Origin of the sequence: Mesorhizobium sp. M0514, assembly GCF_040321145.1 — a bacterium.
Classification (GTDB): domain Bacteria; phylum Pseudomonadota; class Alphaproteobacteria; order Rhizobiales; family Rhizobiaceae; genus Mesorhizobium.
This window is the reverse complement of sequence record NZ_JAMYQZ010000011.1, coordinates 31506-48620: the sequence shown is the minus strand read 5'-3', so window position 1 is coordinate 48620 and position 17115 is coordinate 31506. Positions and strand designations below refer to the sequence as shown.

Annotated in this window: 20 protein-coding genes; 7 read left to right on the top strand and 13 right to left on the bottom strand. The window is 62.8% G+C overall.

The annotated features are described in order from the left end of the window. Positions 1 to 82 precede the first annotated feature (82 nt). Complete coding sequence (locus NKI61_RS07360) at positions 83 to 451, bottom strand: DUF6949 family protein (protein WP_023734415.1); 369 nt, start codon at positions 449 to 451, stop codon at positions 83 to 85. A gap of 110 nt (positions 452 to 561) precedes the next feature. Here NKI61_RS07360 and NKI61_RS07355 point away from each other — a divergent pair, with 110 nt between their 5' ends. Then, positions 562 to 1287, top strand: coding sequence for a hypothetical protein (locus NKI61_RS07355; RefSeq protein WP_352839091.1), 726 nt, complete (start codon positions 562 to 564; stop codon positions 1285 to 1287). A gap of 255 nt (positions 1288 to 1542) precedes the next feature. On the opposite strand, the gene NKI61_RS07350 is transcribed toward NKI61_RS07355, so the two are convergent. Together NKI61_RS07350 and cysE are read right to left on the bottom strand one after the other, a co-directional pair. After that, positions 1543 to 1746, bottom strand: a complete 204-nt coding sequence (locus NKI61_RS07350; RefSeq protein ID WP_006200852.1) for a DUF3126 family protein — start codon at positions 1744 to 1746, stop codon at positions 1543 to 1545. 255 nt (positions 1747 to 2001) lie between these two features. Next, positions 2002 to 2850: a serine O-acetyltransferase gene (gene cysE, locus NKI61_RS07345; protein ID WP_023691209.1), complete on the bottom strand. Its 849-nt coding sequence runs from the start codon at positions 2848 to 2850 to the stop codon at positions 2002 to 2004. 133 nt (positions 2851 to 2983) lie between these two features. Here cysE and NKI61_RS07340 point away from each other — a divergent pair, with 133 nt between their 5' ends. Further along, positions 2984 to 3598 (top strand): HD domain-containing protein, encoded by a 615-nt coding sequence (locus NKI61_RS07340; protein WP_027050421.1) that lies wholly within the window; start codon positions 2984 to 2986, stop codon positions 3596 to 3598. On the opposite strand, the gene NKI61_RS07335 is transcribed toward NKI61_RS07340, so the two are convergent. The 6 genes from NKI61_RS07335 to NKI61_RS07310 form a co-directional block, all read right to left on the bottom strand. Beyond that, the gene (locus NKI61_RS07335) at positions 3595 to 4095 is read right to left on the bottom strand and encodes a GNAT family N-acetyltransferase (protein ID WP_023734418.1); all 501 of its coding nucleotides are present in this window, start codon (positions 4093 to 4095) and stop codon (positions 3595 to 3597) included. The genes NKI61_RS07340 and NKI61_RS07335 overlap by 4 nt on opposite strands. 39 nt (positions 4096 to 4134) lie before the next feature. Further along, a complete protein-coding gene (locus tag NKI61_RS07330; RefSeq protein ID WP_023667509.1) occupies positions 4135 to 4449 on the bottom strand; it encodes a hypothetical protein in 315 nt (104 codons plus the stop codon). Positions 4450 to 4519: 70 nt separating this feature from the next. Continuing rightward, on the bottom strand, positions 4520 to 4846 hold the full coding sequence (locus tag NKI61_RS07325; RefSeq protein WP_156933922.1) for a hypothetical protein: 327 nt from the start codon (positions 4844 to 4846) through the stop codon (positions 4520 to 4522). A gap of 100 nt (positions 4847 to 4946) precedes the next feature. Further along, entirely contained in the window at positions 4947 to 5714 is a 768-nt protein-coding gene (locus NKI61_RS07320) for an alpha/beta fold hydrolase (RefSeq protein ID WP_352839090.1), read from the bottom strand. A gap of 10 nt (positions 5715 to 5724) precedes the next feature. Then, the gene (locus NKI61_RS07315) at positions 5725 to 6297 is read right to left on the bottom strand and encodes a DUF192 domain-containing protein (RefSeq protein ID WP_352839089.1); all 573 of its coding nucleotides are present in this window, start codon (positions 6295 to 6297) and stop codon (positions 5725 to 5727) included. Between the two features lie 112 nt (positions 6298 to 6409). Then, positions 6410 to 7006, bottom strand: coding sequence for a cold-shock protein (locus tag NKI61_RS07310; protein ID WP_031194802.1), 597 nt, complete (start codon positions 7004 to 7006; stop codon positions 6410 to 6412). A 354-nt stretch (positions 7007 to 7360) separates the two neighbouring features. Here NKI61_RS07310 and NKI61_RS07305 point away from each other — a divergent pair, with 354 nt between their 5' ends. Together NKI61_RS07305 and NKI61_RS07300 are read left to right on the top strand one after the other, a co-directional pair. After that, complete coding sequence (locus NKI61_RS07305) at positions 7361 to 7801, top strand: VOC family protein (protein ID WP_352518633.1); 441 nt, start codon at positions 7361 to 7363, stop codon at positions 7799 to 7801. A 133-nt stretch (positions 7802 to 7934) separates the two neighbouring features. Next, positions 7935 to 8228 carry a DUF2218 domain-containing protein gene (locus NKI61_RS07300; protein WP_023681521.1) on the top strand — a complete coding sequence of 98 codons (294 nt, stop codon included), beginning with the start codon at positions 7935 to 7937 and terminating at the stop codon, positions 8226 to 8228. A gap of 105 nt (positions 8229 to 8333) precedes the next feature. On the opposite strand, the gene NKI61_RS07295 is transcribed toward NKI61_RS07300, so the two are convergent. From NKI61_RS07295 to ilvA, 3 genes are all read right to left on the bottom strand, one after another. Next, positions 8334 to 9038 carry an outer membrane protein gene (locus NKI61_RS07295; RefSeq protein WP_352518634.1) on the bottom strand — a complete coding sequence of 235 codons (705 nt, stop codon included), beginning with the start codon at positions 9036 to 9038 and terminating at the stop codon, positions 8334 to 8336. Positions 9039 to 9183: 145 nt separating this feature from the next. After that, the gene (locus tag NKI61_RS07290; RefSeq protein WP_352839088.1) at positions 9184 to 9729 is read right to left on the bottom strand and encodes a DUF1697 domain-containing protein; all 546 of its coding nucleotides are present in this window, start codon (positions 9727 to 9729) and stop codon (positions 9184 to 9186) included. Then, positions 9726 to 10982, bottom strand: coding sequence for a threonine ammonia-lyase IlvA (gene ilvA, locus NKI61_RS07285; protein ID WP_023715803.1), 1257 nt, complete (start codon positions 10980 to 10982; stop codon positions 9726 to 9728). Before ilvA ends, NKI61_RS07290 begins: the two co-directional genes overlap by 4 nt. A gap of 124 nt (positions 10983 to 11106) precedes the next feature. On the opposite strand from ilvA, the gene NKI61_RS07280 reads away from it, so the two are divergent. From NKI61_RS07280 to NKI61_RS07270, 3 genes are all read left to right on the top strand, one after another. After that, a complete protein-coding gene (locus NKI61_RS07280; protein ID WP_352518635.1) occupies positions 11107 to 12510 on the top strand; it encodes an aminopeptidase P family N-terminal domain-containing protein in 1404 nt (467 codons plus the stop codon). 146 nt (positions 12511 to 12656) lie between these two features. Continuing rightward, positions 12657 to 13730: an alpha/beta hydrolase gene (locus tag NKI61_RS07275; RefSeq protein WP_023695396.1), complete on the top strand. Its 1074-nt coding sequence runs from the start codon at positions 12657 to 12659 to the stop codon at positions 13728 to 13730. A 133-nt stretch (positions 13731 to 13863) separates the two neighbouring features. Next, on the top strand, positions 13864 to 15027 hold the full coding sequence (locus NKI61_RS07270; protein WP_352518636.1) for an alpha/beta hydrolase: 1164 nt from the start codon (positions 13864 to 13866) through the stop codon (positions 15025 to 15027). Positions 15028 to 15048: 21 nt separating this feature from the next. Here NKI61_RS07270 and ade read toward each other — a convergent pair whose 3' ends face one another. Next, positions 15049 to 16860, bottom strand: a complete 1812-nt coding sequence (ade, locus tag NKI61_RS07265) for an adenine deaminase (RefSeq protein WP_352839087.1) — start codon at positions 16858 to 16860, stop codon at positions 15049 to 15051. Positions 16861 to 17115: the final 255 nt, after the last annotated feature.

The following is a 17115-nucleotide window of genomic DNA, read 5'->3' as shown; positions in this document are numbered from 1 at the left end:
CCAGTCTCCGATTCGTCGCAGGCCGGGACAAACCCTAGAACAATCCTGGGAAAACCGCGTAGCGGTTTCCCCAGCAATTGCCTCAAGGCAAATACCGCGCCAGCGATTCCACCAACAGCTGAAGCGCACCAGGAGAGCCAATGCCCCAGGAGGCAATGGCGATCAGCACGATGCCCAGCGCCAGCGCCCAGGCGATCACCGTGCAGCCGCAGGACACCAGCATCAGCATCGAAATGCGGCCGTCGCGCCGCGCATCGAGCGCATCGTTGGCGAGCATGAACGGACCGGCGCAAGCGGTCGCGGCCAGCGAGCGCAGGATGTACGCCGGCGACACATAAGGTTCGGCAAAGGCAAGCCGGCGGCCCGCCGCCAGTTCCATCACGGACCCGGTAAGCCCGCAGGCTGTGAGCCCGACGGCAAAAGCGAAGAGAACGGGCAGCAGCAGGCTCATCTTTACCTTCCGTTTACCATGAGATCGCACAGTCGCGTCCAGCGCAGCAAGAGCCGTGCCGCGGCATGTGTGCAGCCCAGGGACAGACGGCGGCGACTATGGGGATTGCGATGAAGCAGGCAGCGACCGCCGAAGAATTCAACGTCGTCGATTCCGTGCTGATGAAGCGGGTGTTCTATGCCTTTGCCGCACTGGCGCTGCTGTCGCTGGCGATCAGCCTTGGCGGAAAATGGTTCGGCCGCTCGATCGCCATGGCCGGCTACACCGACGACACCACAGTCCACAAGGTGGTGATCGGCAACAATGTCATTGCCGTGCCGGCCAACGCCATCCGCTTCCTGCAGGCGCGGCGCGACGGCATCGCTTCGCGCCTCGACCTTTATCTGCGCTATCCCCAGATGGACGGCTACAGCGAAGCCGCACGCGACGATTTCAACCACACGGGCACGGCCAAAAACATCATCTTCCTGTCGTTCGAACCGCAGATGATGTCGCGCGACATGAGCGGCCGTTTCGCGCCGATCTACAGCGCGCTCATCAGCCAGCCCGGCGCGCCCGGCCCCGGCGGCACGACGATTTACGGTTTTACGGAAAAATCAGGCCATCTCAACGAGGTGCTTGCGGTCGCCGACCGGGCCGGCAAGGACCCGTTCGTCGCCCGCTGCCTGAGCGGACCGAGCGCCGAGGAATCGCTGGCGCCCTGCGAGCGGGACATCCAGGTCGGCGACAGCCTCAGCCTGACCTACCGCTTTCCCCGGGAGTTGCTGGGCAACTGGCCGGCGCTTGACGCCGCTATCGTTGCCGAGGCCACGCGCGTCTTAAAGACCGCACGGTAGCGGCCCTCTGCTTTTGTCATACACGGGCGCGAAGCCGCGCGGACCCGAGGATCCGTTCCATGCCCTTAAGGCAGCGAAGCGGTGCAGAATTACTGTTGGGAAGCAGCAGAGGCAGTTCTGGACCGCCACATTCCTGAGCCGAGGCCCGGAATGTATCCCAGGGTCTCAGCGACGCCGCTCTGCGGCTGCTTCTCCCCGGGATGACGATGGCGCAGCTGGCTGCCGCCAATCGCCGAAGTCCGTAGCCGTCTGGGCTCAGGCCAGATCGATGTCGAGGATCGCCATCGAGAAATTATAGTCGCCGTCGTCCTCGTCCTTGAAGACGATGCCGAGGAACTCGTCGCCGACATAGACCTCGGCCGAATCTTCCTTGCGCGGCCGCGCCTTCACCTCGAGTTTGGGATTCTGGAAGACGCGCTTGAAATAGGCGTCCAGCTTTCTGATTTCGTCCGGCTTCAAAAGTCTTCTCCGATCGTCGGGCTTGCTCGTTGGAACGCGCTTCTGGCACGTCGACAATGGCGATGTAAAGGCAAGCCGGCTGGATAGAACGCGAACCCTGGGGCCGGATGATTTCAGGTCGAATCCAAATCCGCCTCTAAATCAAGGAGGTAGAGCATGATGTCGTCCGAAAACCGCCTCACACGTTTCGGCATCATGCTCCAGGGGCAACGGCGCCGGCAACCGGACTCAGTCCGGCACGCCGGGTGTTGCAAATCAGATGTCGAAGCTGACGACCTGATCCATCGACTGCGACGGCAAAAGCTGGTCCATCTGCCGCGAAGGCTGGTCGCAACCGGTCTCGCCGACGACGCGGGCCGGTACGCCGGCAACCGTCTTGTTGTGCGGCACCGGCGACAGCACGACCGAGCCTGCCGCGATCTTCGAGCAATGGCCGATCTCGATATTGCCGAGAATCTTGGCGCCGGCGCCGATCAGCACGCCGTAACGGATCTTGGGGTGACGGTCGCCGCCGGCTTTGCCGGTGCCGCCCAGCGTCACGCCATGCAGGATCGACACATCGTCCTCGATCACCGCCGTCTCGCCCACGACGAGGCCGGTGGCGTGGTCGATGAAGATGCCCTTGCCGATGCGGGCGGCCGGGTTGATGTCGGTCTGGAACACCGAGGACGAGCGGCTCTGCAGATAGAGCGCGAAATCCTTGCGGCCCTGATTCCACAGCCAATGTGCCAGCCTGTGCGTCTGGATGGCATGGAAACCCTTGAAATAGAGCACCGGCATGATGAAGCGGTCGCAGGCCGGATCGCGGTCGTAATAGGCCTGGATGTCGACACGCACGATCGACGACCATTCCTTGTCGTCGGCCAGCATCGACTTGAACGTCTGGCGGATGAGGTCGGAGCCGATGTCCTGATGCGCGAGCCGCTCGGCGAGCCGATGGATGACAGCTTCCTCCAGGCTCTCCTGGTTGAGGATGGTCGAATAGAGGAACGCCGCCAGAAGCGGGTCGCGGTTGACCGCTTCCATCGCCTCGTCGCGGACCGAACGCCAGATCGGATCGATCGGCTGGACCATTGTGGGGCGGGAAATGCTGATGCTGTTCATCGACGTCTTGTCCTGCGTCCTGGCCGCTTGCCTATTCTCCGGCGGCACATATAAGCCAGATCATAGCACGATTGAACTCAATTTTCCTTAGTGCTCGGTGAAATGGATTTGGTTCACGGAAATTCAAGCCGCCATGGAAAACGAACCCTTGATCGACGCTCCGCTGAAACGCGCGCTCTCCGCGCTCTATCAAGCTCCGGATCGCCACTATCACAACCTCGCCCATATAGAGGCGTTGCTGGCGCTGGCGGACGAATATCGAGCATCGCTGCATGATTCCGGCGCCGTCGAAGCCGCAATCTGGTTCCATGACGCCATATATGACAGCCGCGCCAAGGACAACGAGGCCAGGAGTGCGGCACTTGCGCAGGACAAACTTGCCGCCCGCACCGATCCGGAGCGCCTCGGCCGCATAGCGGCGATGATCGTCGCCACCGCCACGCATGAACTGCCCAGCCTTCAACCACGGTGCCTTGCCGATGAGAACGCCCTCCGCGACGCAGCGCTTTTCCTCGACATGGACCTGGCGATCCTGGGTGCGTCAGCCGACGCTTTCGACGCCTATGAACAAGCGGTCCGCCGCGAATATGGCTGGGTCGAGGAGCCGATGTGGCGCGCCGGTCGCGGCGCGATTCTCAAGACTTTCCTCGCGCGCCAGCATATTTTTCACACGCAGGAATTCCGCCACAGGTTCGAGCCCCAGGCCAGGCAAAACCTGGCGCGGTCTCTAGAAACGCTCAAATCCTAATCCGGAAATGTCTCCATGCGCTGCGCATAGGCTTTGAAACCGGCGCGCCTGTAGACCGATTGCGCGGCCGGATGGTCGTATGTGTCGGTATGAAGCCAGACCCTTTGCGGCGCCCGCGACCAGATGGCGCGAAGCGCCTGGTCGAGCAGGAATGGCCCAAGCCTGCGGCGGTGGAAGACGGGGATCAGCCCGAAATGAACCAGCTCGACCTCAGGCTGGCCGACGCCGTTGAATTCGCACAGGCCAGCGGCCACGCCCTCGACGCGCAGCACGTGGATATGTGTCGAGGGCAGCGCCAGCAGGCGCTCGAGGTCTTCCGCCGGCATGCGCAGCCGCTGGTCCCATTGCACGGGCTCGCCGACCGCGTGGTAGAGGCTGATATAGTCGGCCACATCAAGTGTTTCACGCGCCACCGTGGCGCCCGATAGCGGGCAGTCGAAAGCCGGCGCCGAATTCGGTTCGCGCATGTCCATATAGGTGACGAGAAGGTCAACCAAAGCGGCACCGCCTCCGGCTGCAAGCCAGACGAAGATCGATCACCTGAAGGCGCCAACGGACTTGGTGGCCGCCCAAACAAAGAACAGGCCGATCACCAACGACAGCCCGTTGAGGATGATACCGACGATGCCGAGGACACGATTGTCGTTTGAACGTCCCAGTGCCATCAAGCCAAAAACCACGCCGGTGATGTGCGCCAGCGGCGCCGCAACGAGAAACACCAGCAGAAAAACCCCGCCGAGGACGTTTTGAGCGGCCAGCGACGCCTCGCCTGGCATCAACGCCAGCGTGACCACCGCCGCAAAATCCATTGCGAACGCCAGCAGGGCCAGGATCACCGAGCGTTTGCCCAAGCTGCTCCGCCCCGCCACGCCGGGCATTGCTATCGTGCTTCTTCCCCATCCGGCCATTACTCGTCCCCGATCAGGTGAAAGCGCCGATCGTCGATGCCATTGCCACAAGCAGCAGGAAGCCAACCGCCAGGGAGCCGCCGTTGAGCAGGATGCCGACGACCCCAAGCACGCGGCTATCGTTCGAACGCACCAGCGCCATCAGCCCGAAAATCAATCCGGCAATATGCGCCAACGGCCCTGCCAGCAGGAAAACCGCCATGAAGAAACCCGTGGCGATGTTCTGGGCACGCTCGGATGCGTGGGTCGGAAGCGCCACCATTGTGGTCAGCGCCATCACACCGGCACCGAAGGCGAGCAGCGCCAGGATGACGGAACGCTTGCCGAACTTGCTTGTCACGACGGCGCCCGGCAGAGCTCGGCGCTTCTTCCCCATTGTGCCATTGTTTGCCACCCCTCGCCGGCCGCCCAATCCATATCGCCCGAAAATCGCTTACCGGTTAAAGCGGATTTTCGGCATAAAACTCCAAAACCCGCTGCTTGAAGGTCTTGTCGCCCACAGCCAGCATATGGTCGCGGCCGTCTATGTGAAACACCTTGGCGTTCGGCATCAGCGCGGCGAGCTCGTCGGGCGAGCCGCCGATATCGTCTGTCGTCCCGACCGCAATCAGCGTCGGTTGGGCGATGCGCGTCATGTCGTGTTCGCTGAGCAGTTCGCGCGACGTGGCGATGCAGGCGGCCAGCGCGCGGCGGTCGCTGCGCGTCTGATCGGCAAAGGCGCGAAACGAGCGGCCGCGCGGATGGCTGGTGGCGGCCGGATCGTCGGCCAGCAGCGCCTCGGCGATCGGATCCCAGTCGCCGACCCCGTCGACCATGCCGATCCCGAGCCCGCCGAAGACCAGCGTCGCCACCCTGTCCGGATCCGACAGCGCCAGGAACGCCGAAATGCGCGCGCCCATCGAATAGCCCATGACATGCGCGCGCCCAATGCCGAGATGGTCGAGCAGGGCCGCCGCATCCGAGGCCATTTTGGCTGGTGTGTAGTCGGCCTCGTCATAGCTCTTCGACGACGAGCCGTGGCCGCGATTGTCGAAGGCGATGGCGCGGTAGCCGGCGTCGTTCAGCGTCTTGAACCAGCCGGGCGAGACCCAGTTGACATAGTGGCTGGAGGCAAAGCCGTGGATCATCAGCACCGGATCGCGATCGCCCGACGCCGGCTGGCGGTCGAGGAAGGCGAAGTCGAACCCGTCATGGGAGAAGAATTGCATCGGGAGCGGCTCAGCCGGCGCCGGGCGTGGGCGCGTTGCCCTTGTCCGATGGCGGCATGCCGGGGCCGGACACCGTGCCGACGGCCGGATGGCGCAGCAGATCGCCATGGTCGATGCCGTTTTTGGCGGCGGTGCCGGCCTTGAGCTCCAGCACGAAGCGCACTGGCACACCCGGCGAGATGACTGCATCGGACAATGGAGTGCCGTGCTTGACGGCCCGGACCTTGCCGTCCTGTCCAACAAAGATCAGGTCGAGCGGCATCGGCGTGTTGTGCATCCAGAAGCCGACCTGCTTCTGCATCTCGAAGACGAACAGCATGCCATGATTGTCGGCCATATCCTGGCGATACATCAGGCCGGCCTCGCGTTCCGAGTCGGTGTCGGCGACTTCGATGGAAAAGGATTTATTGCCCCCTTTCGTCGCCACGACCAAGGGTGTCGGATCGACGGGAAGGATCATCGCCTGACCGCCGGCGATCGTCTGCTGGGATGCGGTCGGCTGCCCGGAATAGAAGTAAGCGCCTGCGGCTACCGCAACGATGACGCAGAGCGCGCCCGCTGTCAGCCAGTTCCTGTACGCCATTGGAAATCCTCGACCAAAGACCATGATCCCTAAAAGTGGTCTCAGGTATTCGGATAAGATCGTGGTGAAACCAAGAAAGAGCCGTCCTGATTTCCTCAGGAGGGCTCGCGTCCTAATGCGCGACCGGCAAGGTGCCCATATCGGGGTGAATCTCGGCAGCCATGAGGCCCTTGTCACCGCGTCCGAAACGCACCAGCACGACCTGTCCGGGCCTGAGCTCGGTGATGCCATAGCGGCGCAGCGTCTCCATATGGACGAAGATATCCTCGGTGCCCTCGCCGCGCGTCAGAAAGCCGAAGCCCTTGGTGCGGTTGAACCACTTAACCAGCGCCCGCTCGAGCCCGCTTTCCGGCGTCACCGCCACATGGGTGCGCTGTTCCTGCATCTCGGCCGGATGGACCGCCGTGGCGGTGTCCATGGACAGCACCCGGAAAGCCTGCAAACCACGGTCGCCATGCTTGACAAGGCACACGACACGCGCGCCCTCCAATGCAGTCTGAAAACCGTCCTTTCGAAGGCAGGTGACATGGAGGAGGATGTCGCCCGAAGAACCGTCATCGGGTAGTATGAAACCGTAGCCCTTGGCCACGTCGAACCATTTGATGGCGCCGGCGATTTCGACAAGGTCGGCGGTATCGCCGCCACTGTCGCGCTTCAGGGCGTCGTCAAGGTTCTCATCCCGCCTCGTGAAAGAGGCCTTATCCCCCATAAGAACGCCCCCTTTTTTTTCAAGAAAACCGCAAGTGATTCTTGACATTAGATTAACACCGCCGCTTCCGGGGTGTGCAAGACCTGCCGTGCCTTTTTTCACGGTTGAATACAGGAATAGCCGACTTGTTGTTTGCCGGCGTCGCTGCCGACAGCAATGACGATCCGTCAAGGCGGTCAACCGGTCGGCAATTTGCAAGGGATTTCGCCGAAATCGGCAACCACTTGTGTCCGGCGCTTCTGTCAGAGCATCTGATTTTTCCAAACCGGTGACCATCTTCGGTCCGATGCTCGTTGCCCTTCGGCGGGGTGGACCTTATGTTGCCTCGCAACCCAACATCCCCGAGGAAATCCCATGCGCTACCTCCACACAATGGTCCGTGTCGCCGACGTCGATGTCTCGCTCGATTTCTACTGCAACAAGCTCGGCCTTAAGGAAGTGCGCCGCTACGAAAACGAGCAGGGCCGCTTCACGCTGATCTTCCTCGCCGCCTCCGAGGATGTAGAAAGCGGCATCACTGAGAAGGCGCCGCTGGTCGAACTGACCTACAATTGGGATCCGGAGGAGTACAAGGGCGGCCGCAATTTCGGCCATCTCGCCTATGAGGTCGACGACATCTACGCCACATGTCAGCATCTGATGGACAATGGCGTCGTCATCAACCGGCCGCCGCGCGACGGCAACATGGCCTTCGTCAAGTCGCCGGACGGCATCTCCTTCGAACTGCTGCAGAAGGGCCCGGCCAAACCCAAGGCCGAGCCGTGGGCATCGATGCCGAACACCGGCACCTGGTAGCGATCACGCCATCTTGAGCGAGGCGGCCGCGCCGACAAGCCGGCCGCCTTTGCCATTTCGACCAACGGCACCTATTTACCTGCCTGTCGCGCCAGCCAAGCAAAGCCAGTGCCTCATCCAGGAGAATTCGTTCATGCCGACCAGCCGTGCCGATGTCACCACCGCATATGCCAGCCGCTATTTGCAGCAGCTGTGCAAGCACTGGGCGCACAAATTTCCCGTCGAGTTCGATCCGAACCACGGCACCATCGATCTGTCGCTCGGCCGCACGGTTCTCGATGCCGATGCGGCAGCGCTGCATATCACGGTGTCGACGGATGAAAGCGGATCGCTGGAGCGCATGGAGAGCGTCGTTGCCGATCACATCAAGCGCTTTGCCTTCCGCGAGGAGCTGACTTTCGAGTGGAAGCAGGCTCCGGCGACCTGATCTGCTGTCAGCCGCAACGCCGAACGCCGGAAGCTGCCAGCCCCGGACAACGTTATGGCGTCACTTGGTTGCGACGCCATCTGAACCGTCGGAACAACGGATCGCTCAGAACTTGTAGTTCAGGCCGATCTTGATCGTATGGGCGTCGATCTTCACCTTTGCGTCGTTGCCCTCGATATCTGTCAAACGGACCTTGCCGAAGTCGAAGTACTGGTATTCCAGCTTCGTGGTCCATTTGTCGGCGAAGGCCCATTCGACACCGCCACCGATCGTGTAGCCGAAGCGGCCTCCGCTCCTCGATGCGCTGCTGTCCGGATCGGGCACCCCGTCAAAATCGAAAGTATCGCCATAACTCAATTTGTAGTGAGTCGCCGCCGCCCCGCCCTTGGCGTAGATCAGCAGCCTGTCGGTGGCGTAGCCTAGGCGGGCCGTCAGATCGCCATAGACGCCCAGTTTCGCCGATCCGAAATTGTCGGGCTCTTCGACGATAGTCCTGTCGCCCTCGATGCTGAGATAGCCCAGATCGGCTTCGACGCCATAGACGAATGCTCCGGACTGCCAGTTGTAACCGGCCTGAACGCCGCCGAGGAAGCCGTCGGTATCGACGTCATGGGTCTGACCAAGCTCCTCGTCGAAGAAGGAATCCGTCTGGTCGACCGCGTCACCGCGTCCCCAGGCATAGCCGGCGTTGATGCCGACATAGCCACCCGACCAGACAAACCCTGCCGGTACGGTCTCAACCACGTCGGCGGCGAACGTCGCGCCGCAAGCCGAAATCAGGAAAGTGAATGCCAGAAGCAGACGTTTCACGAAACTCCCCAATGCGTCGGAAAGAGCATAGCACAGACATGCAGTATTCATTAAGCTGCCCAGGCCGGATAATCGAAAATTGTTGCAGAAAAACAACTGTTTAGCCGAGGCTTAATTAGCATCGCGACCGCAACGCAGAAGCGGTTCAAAGCGAACGCGCTATCTGCAGCAGCGCCAGCACCGAGCGCCAGTTGCGCGCGGTGCCCGGCACTTTCAGCATGCGCGGGATCAGCCCGGCGAACACCGATTTGCCGAGCCCGTCCGGCGCCTTGAGGTAGAGCACGTCGCCCTTGACCTCAAAGCTTTCCGGGCCGGTGCATTTTTCGGCAAGCCTGGCGATCTCGTCCGCCGTCGGCTGGCGCTCCAGCGTGTAGGCGTGAAGCTTGGTCGGATCGCCGGCGACTTCCGGATACGGATTCTCCTTCACCAACCGTTCGAACCAGGAGAGATCGCGCACCATGATGCGCGAATGAAAGCCCCATTTCTTCTCGAAAGCGGCTTCGATCTGTTTCGCCAGCGTGGCGGCGGCGCCCTTCTTGGTCCGGAACACGACATTGCCGCTCTGCACATAACTGGCGACATCGGTGAAGCCTAGCGCCTCGAATAACGCCCGCAACTCCGCCATCTGGACGATGCGGTTGCCGCCGACATTGATGCCGGAAAACAGTGCGACGAAGACAGTGCCGCTCATATGATGAACCCGGCCAGGGTCTCGTTGTCGGTGATGTCCTGATAGTGCACGCCCTCGGCCTCGAAATTTGCCCTCAGCAGATCGAAGTTACGCCGGTCTTTGGTTTCGATGCCGATAAGCACAGAGCCGAAATTGCGTGCCGATTTCTTCAGATATTCGAAGCGGGCGATATCATCGTCGGGACCGAGCAGTTCGAGGAAGTCGCGCAGCGCGCCCGGCCGCTGCGGAAAGCGGATGATGAAGTATTTCTTCAGCCCCTCGAAGCGCAGCGCCCGCTCCTTCACGTCGGGCAGCCGCTCGAAATCGAAATTGCCGCCCGACACCACCGCGACGATGGTCTTGCCGCGGATTTCCTTGCGCGAAAAATCCTTCAACGCGTCGATCGCCAAGGCACCGGCCGGCTCCAGCACCACACCTTCGATGTTGAGCATCTCGATCATGGTGGCGCAGAGCCGGTTCTCAGGGATCAGCCGCACCGCCTGAGCGGCGAACTCCTTGAGGTGGCGCAACGGCTCGCGGCCGATCTCGGCCACCGCCGCGCCGTCGACGAAATTGTCGACATTGGCGAGCCGGACGCGCTTGCCGCTGGCGAGGCTCTGATGCAGGCTCGGCGCACCGGCCGGTTCGCAAAAGACGTAGCGCGCGTCACGTTGCTGATCGGCGAAATAGTGCGTCACCCCCGCGGCCAGGCCACCGCCGCCGACCGGCAGCATGATGATGTCGGGCATGCGCGCGCCTGGCATCTGGTCGGCGATCTCATAGGCGACCGTCGCCTGCCCCTCGATAATATCCTTGTGGTCGAAGGGCGGCACCATATGCGCGCCGGAACTTTCGGTGAATTCGAAGGCGGCGCGGTAGCAGTCGTCGAAGAAGTCGCCGACCAGCCTGATCTCGACGAAATCGCCGCCGAACAGCCGCGTCTTGTCGATCTTTTGCTGCGGCGTCGTCACCGGCATGAACACCACGCCTTTTTTGCCGAAATGGCGGCAGACGAAGGCAAAGCCTTGCGCATGGTTGCCGGCGGAGGCGCAGACGAACAGCTCGGCCTCATTGCCGGCGGCAAGCGCCTTGCGGAAAAAGTTGAAGGCGCCGCGGATCTTGTAGGAGCGCACGGGCGAAAGATCCTCGCGCTTCAACAGCACCCGAGCCCCCGTCTTCTTCGACAGATAGTCGTTTTCCTGCAGCGGCGTTTCGGGAAAGATCTCGCGGATCGCGGCTGCGGCGGTGGCGACACGGGAGGAGAAACTGTTCATGGCGCCGTCACCTCTGGATCGAATGGTTCGAAGGCGAAGCCTATTGCACAATTCGCCGTTTGCAGCCACCGATGCGGCGCGGCCGCTTTGACGCGCCAGCAGGAAATCCATTGGAGCCATCTTCATGCCTGTTTCGGCTGTCGCCCTGAAGACCGTAGACCTTCCTGAATTCGGCGAACCAACAGTGATGCCGCTGGTTCAGCGGCGGACCTACGAAGCGCGCATCGAGGCTCTGCTGGCGCGCGGCGCCGAGGCCGGGCTCGACGCCTTTGCCGTCTATGGCGACCGCGAGCACGCGGCCAATGTCGCCTATCTCAGTGGTTACGATCCGCGTTTCGAGGAGACGCTGCTGGTCATCGTTCCCGGCAGCCAGCCAAAACTTCTCGTCGGCAATGAGGGTTGGGGCTATGCCGAAATCTGCGACGGGCCTTACGAGCGCGTCCTCTACCAGACCTTCTCGCTGCCGGCGCAGCCACGCGACCGCTCGGCCTCTCTATCCGACACGCTTGCCGCCTGCGGCCTGAAGGCCGGCCAGAAGATCGGCGCCATCGGCTGGAAGCCGTTCGGCCCCGGCGATGGCGGTTTTGGCGAGACGACGCTCGACCTGCCGTCCTTCATCGCCGATACGCTGCGCACACTGGCCGGCGACAGAGGCGCGGTGGTGAACGCCGCCAATCTTCTGATGAACCCATCCGACGGCTTACGCGCCATCAACGAGGCCGACCAGTTGGCGGCCTTCGAATTCGCCGCCGCCTTCTCCTCGCAGGGCCTGCGCAACGTGCTTGGGAGTATCGAGCCCGGCATGAGCGAATTGCAGGCCACGCGGCTGATGGGGATCAACGGCCTGCCCCTGTGCTGCCACCCGATGCTGTCCGCCGGCAGGCGTGCGCCCTACGGCTTGCCTAGCCCGCGCCTCGACATCATCAAGCGCGGCGATCCCGTCACCATGGCCTATGGCATCCAGGGCTCGCTCAACGCCCGCGCTGGCTTCCTGGTCGAGAGCGCCGCGGAACTGCCGCGCGAGATAGACGATTATGTCGACAAGCTGGTCGCGCCCTATTTCGCCGCCGTCGTCGACTGGTACGAGACCATCGGCATCGGCGTTGCCGGCGGCGTGCTGTGGAAAGCCGTGCACGACCGCATAGGCGACCCGTTCTTCGGCGTCTCGCTCAATCCCGGCCATCTCGTCCACATCGACGAATGGATGCATTCGCCGGTGTTTTCCGGCTCGGACATCAAGCTGCAATCGGGCATGGCGCTGCAGGTCGACATCATTCCGGCGACCGGAACCAGCTATTTCACCACCAACATCGAAGACGGTATCGCGCTTGCCGATGAGTCCCTGCGCGAGGAGATCGCGGCCCGCTATCCCGAGGCATGGCGCCGCATCGAGGCGCGCCGCGCCTTCATGCGCGACGTGCTGGGCATCAGGCTCAAACCCGAGGTATTGCCCTTCTCCAACATTCCGGCGTTCCTGCCGCCATTCTGGCTTTCGCGCAACAGTGCGATGGCTGTGGCCCGACGCTGACCACATTTCGGCTGGACACGACTTACTTCTGCCGCACTCTCACTGTCCGGGAGGTGTCGCGGAGGGTAGACGGGCCGAGGGTAGACAGGCCTTTGGGCCTCAAAGTGAATTCTAAGTGAATTCATCTTTCGATTGGAATTTTTGACGTGCGTTTGAAGACGATTTGCATTCTTGCACTTGCCCTGTTGATCGCCGGCTGCGGCGGCCGCAAAACCGAGGAACTGCTCGGCAGCGCCGTCATGTCCACGCCGGTGACCGAAATCTCGGGCAATCACTCGATCTTCATTGCGACCACACGCAAGAAATCCGACGATCCCAACAAAGTTTTCGACGGCGAACGCTCGGCGACGCTGAACTACGCCCGCGTCACCGTCACCGTTCCCGGCACCCACCAGACCGGCCAGATCGAGCGCCGCTCGCGCGGCAAGTCGAACGACCCGGCGAAATACTTCATGGCTTCCGAGGTCGTCGGCTACGATGCGCAGCCTCAATTCTCAAGCGCGCTCAATGCCGACATTGCCGCGCGCGGCGGCCGCGTCATGGTCTTCGTGCATGGCTACAACACCGGCTTCGACGACGCGGTCTACCGCCTGACCCAGATCGTCCACGATTCCGGCTATCCCGGCACGCCGGTGCTGTTTTCCTGGGCATCGGGCGCCAGAACCACCGACTATGTCTATGACAAGGAAAGCGCCAGCGCCGCCCGCGATCAGCTGGAGGTGACATTGCGCATGCTGCAGCAGTCCGGCGCGCGGCGCATCGACATCGTCGCCCACTCGCTCGGAACCTGGGTGACCATGGAAACGCTGCGCCAGATGGCCATCACCGGCGACCGCGATCTCGGCGGCAAGCTCGGCGATGTCGTGCTGGCCTCTCCCGACATCGACGTCGACGTCTTCAAGAGCCAGATGCGCCGCTACGGCAAGCCGGACAAGCCGTTCATCCTGCTGCTCTCCGACGACGACCGGGCGCTGCGGCTCTCAGGCCTGATCGCCGGCTCGCGGCCACGCGTCGGCGACTACAAGGATGCCGCCGACCTCGCCGCTTATGGCGTCACCGTGGTCGACCTCTCCAAGGTCAAGGGAGGCGACAGCTTCAACCACACCAAATTCGCCGACAATCCCGAACTGGTGAAGATGATCGGCCAGCGGCTGCGCGAGGATGACGGCTTTGCCAGCGACCAGACGGTGACCGACCGTATCAGCGCGCTCGGACAATAAGGCTGTCGCCTTGCGGCGACCGTCGCCGCGTGAGGTCGCGAATGCCGCTCGGCCCGATCACTTTCAACTGGACCGGGCCGGTCTCTGCCTCTACGACATTGAAATCGGCGCCAATGCGCCAGCGGGAGCCCGCGTGAACGAGCGTTGGAAGACTGTCCTGGTCCTTGCGTTCGCGCTCGCTGCCGCCGGCTGCGCCGGCCCGAACACCCATGACCTGTTGAACGAGACGACGGTTTCGGTGCCTGCCTCCGACATCGCGGCCACCCACGAAATCTTCGTCGCCACCACCCGCAAGCAGGCGACCAAGGACCCACGCCAGGTGTTCGATGGCGATCGCTCGCTGACCACCAGCTACGCCCGCGTCGACGTCACCGTGCCGAAGGTACACCAGGTCGGCGCCATCGAGCGCGCCAAGGGCTCGGCCAATTCGAACCCGGCCAAGCAATTCACCGCCACCGACGTCGTCCACTATGGCGACGCCTCGCAATTCGCCAAGGCCGTCGGCGCCAACATCACCATGAATGGCGACCGCGCGCTGGTCTTCGTCCACGGCTTCAACAACGGCTTCGACGATGGGGTCTACCGGCTGACGCAGATCGCCCACGACACCGAATATCCGGGTACGCCGATCTTGTTTTCGTGGGCTTCGAGCGGCAAGACCACGGGCTATATCTACGACAAGGACAGCGCCAACGCCGCGCGCGACGACCTCGAGGCGACGCTCAGGATGCTCGCCAAGACAAAGGTCAAGAGCATCGACATCATCGCGCATTCGATGGGAACCTGGGTGACGATGGAAGCGCTGCGCCAGCTCGCCATCACCGGCGACCGCGATCTCGACGGCAAGCTCGGCCGTGTCGTCCTGGCATCGCCCGATATCGATGTCGACGTCTTCAAGAAGCAGATGATCCGCTACGGCAAGCCCGACAGGCCGTTCGTCATCCTGCTTTCCGCCGACGACCGTGCTCTGCGATTGTCCAGCCTGATATCCGGCGACAAGCCGCGCGTCGGCGACTACGGCAACGCCGCCGACATTGCCAGCTACGGCGTGGTCGTGGCCGACCTCAGCCAGATCAAGGGCGGCGACCGCCTGAACCACGCCAAATTCGCCGACAACCCGTTCCTGGTGCAATTGCTCGGCGACCGTCTGCGCGCTCCAGCCGGCCTGGCATCGGACGAACCCACGCAGGGCCAGATCGACAATCTCGGCCGAGGCCTCGGCAAGGCAGTCGGATCCGTCGCCGAGATCATCATCACGACGCCATTCAAGGTGCTGACCATCGCCACCGGCGGATGAGAGCCAAGCAGCGGGCTGATCTCAGATAAAAAGATCGACCTTCTGGAACGTCGTCACGTCGATCAGGCCGACATCGGAAATCCTGAGCTCCGGAATGACGACCAGCGCCAGCAGCGAGTGCTGCATGTAGGCGTTGTTGAGCGAGCAGCCCATCTTGCGCATCGCCTCGGTCAGTTTCTCCGCCTTGGCCGCCACGATTTCCGCCCGCTCGTCCGACATCAGCCCGGCGATCGGCATTTCGACCAGCGCAAGCTCCTTGCCCTTCGAAAACAGCACCACGCCCCCGCCGACCTCGCCCAGCCGGTTGACGGCCAGCGCCATGTCTTCCTTGTTGGTGCCGACGCAGATGATGTGGTGGGCATCATGTGCGACGCTCGACGCAATGGCGCAGTCGCCCATATAGCCGAAGCCTGAGACGAAGGCATTGGTGACGCCGCCGGTGCCGCGGTGGCGCTCGACCAGCGCGATCTGGCAGATGTCGTTGCGGCGGTCCATGGCGACCAGCCCGTCCTCGACCGGCAGGTCGGCCTCCAGCGCCCGCGTCGGCGCCTGGTTTTCGATCACGCCGATGACCCGCACCCGCACCTCGTTGGCGCCCTTGGGCGCCGCAATGTCGAAGTCGCCTGGCTTCAGCTTCTTGCCGAGCTTGACGGTGTTCTTCGCCGATTTGGGGTAATCATAGGCCGGGATGTCGATCTCGAGCTTGCCGCCCTTGGCCAGCCTGATACCGCGGCCATAGACCTCGTCGATGGTCATGGCGGCAAGATCGGAGACGATCAGCAGATCGGCCAGCCGTCCCGGCGCGATCGAGCCGATCTCGCGCTCCAGCTTGAAATGCTGGGCGGTATTCAGCGTCGCCATCTGGATCGCCGTCACCGGCTTCAATCCCTGTTGGATGGCGTGGCGGACCACCCGGTCCATATGGCCTTCATGCACCAGCGTGCCGGAATGGCTGTCGTCGGTGCACAGGATGAAGTTGCGCGGGTCGAGACCGCTCTCGGTCACCGCCTTAATCTGCGAGGCAACATCGTACCAGGCCGAGCCCAGCCGCAGCATTGCCTTCATGCCCTGGCGCACGCGGGCGATCGCGTCCTCGGCGCGCGTGCCTTCATGGTCGTCCTCCGGCCCGCCGGCGACATAGCCATGGAACGGCAGGCCGAGGTCGCGCGACGCATAGTGGCCGCCAACCGTCTTGCCCGCTCTCACAGTGGCGGCTATCTCGCCCGACATGACCGGATCGTTGGCCACGACACCGGGAAAATTCATGACTTCGCCGAGCCCGATGATGTTTTCCCAGGTCATCGCTTCCGCGACATCGGCGACCGTCAGTTCTGCCCCGGCATGCTCCAGCCCCGGCGCGGACGGCACGCAGGACGGCATCTGGACATGGATGTTGATCGGCATGGCGACGGCCTCGTCATGCATCAGCCGCACGCCGGGCAGACCCAGCACATTGGCGATCTCGTGCGGATCGATGAACATGGAGGTGGTGCCGTGCGGGATGACGGCGCGGCAGAACTCGGTCACCGTCACCATGCCGCTCTCGACATGCATATGCGCGTCGCACAGGCCGGGCACGAGATAGCGGCCGCCGGCATCGACCACCTTGGTGCCCTGGCCGATCGCATGGCTGGCATTCGGCCCGCAATAGGCGAAGCGGCCGCCTGAGATTGCGATGTCGGTGCCGGCTATGATTTCGCCGGAATGCACGTTCACCCAGCGGCCGTTTCGGATGACGAGGTCGGCCGGCTTGCGCCCCGTTGCGACGTCGACCAGATGCGTCGCCATCTCGGTCCAGGGCTTGGGTTTCGTCGCCGACGGCTGCTTGGCCATGAAAGACTCCTGTTTGCCCGACTGTGCCAAGCCGGCAAGGTTTTGGCCAGCGATCACGGACGAAATCCGCTTGATGAGAATTCGCCCGGGCGGATGCGCCGCACCTGCTCACCCCGAGGGCAGGCATCAGCGGTGCGGTCATTCAGTTTGGCTTGTGCCGCCACTTATGCTACCATTCTGGCTATGGTGCTGATTTGCGCCGACGACCCGCCGCGAGGCGGGTTTTTGTTGTGATGAGCCCGAAACTCCTGAGGT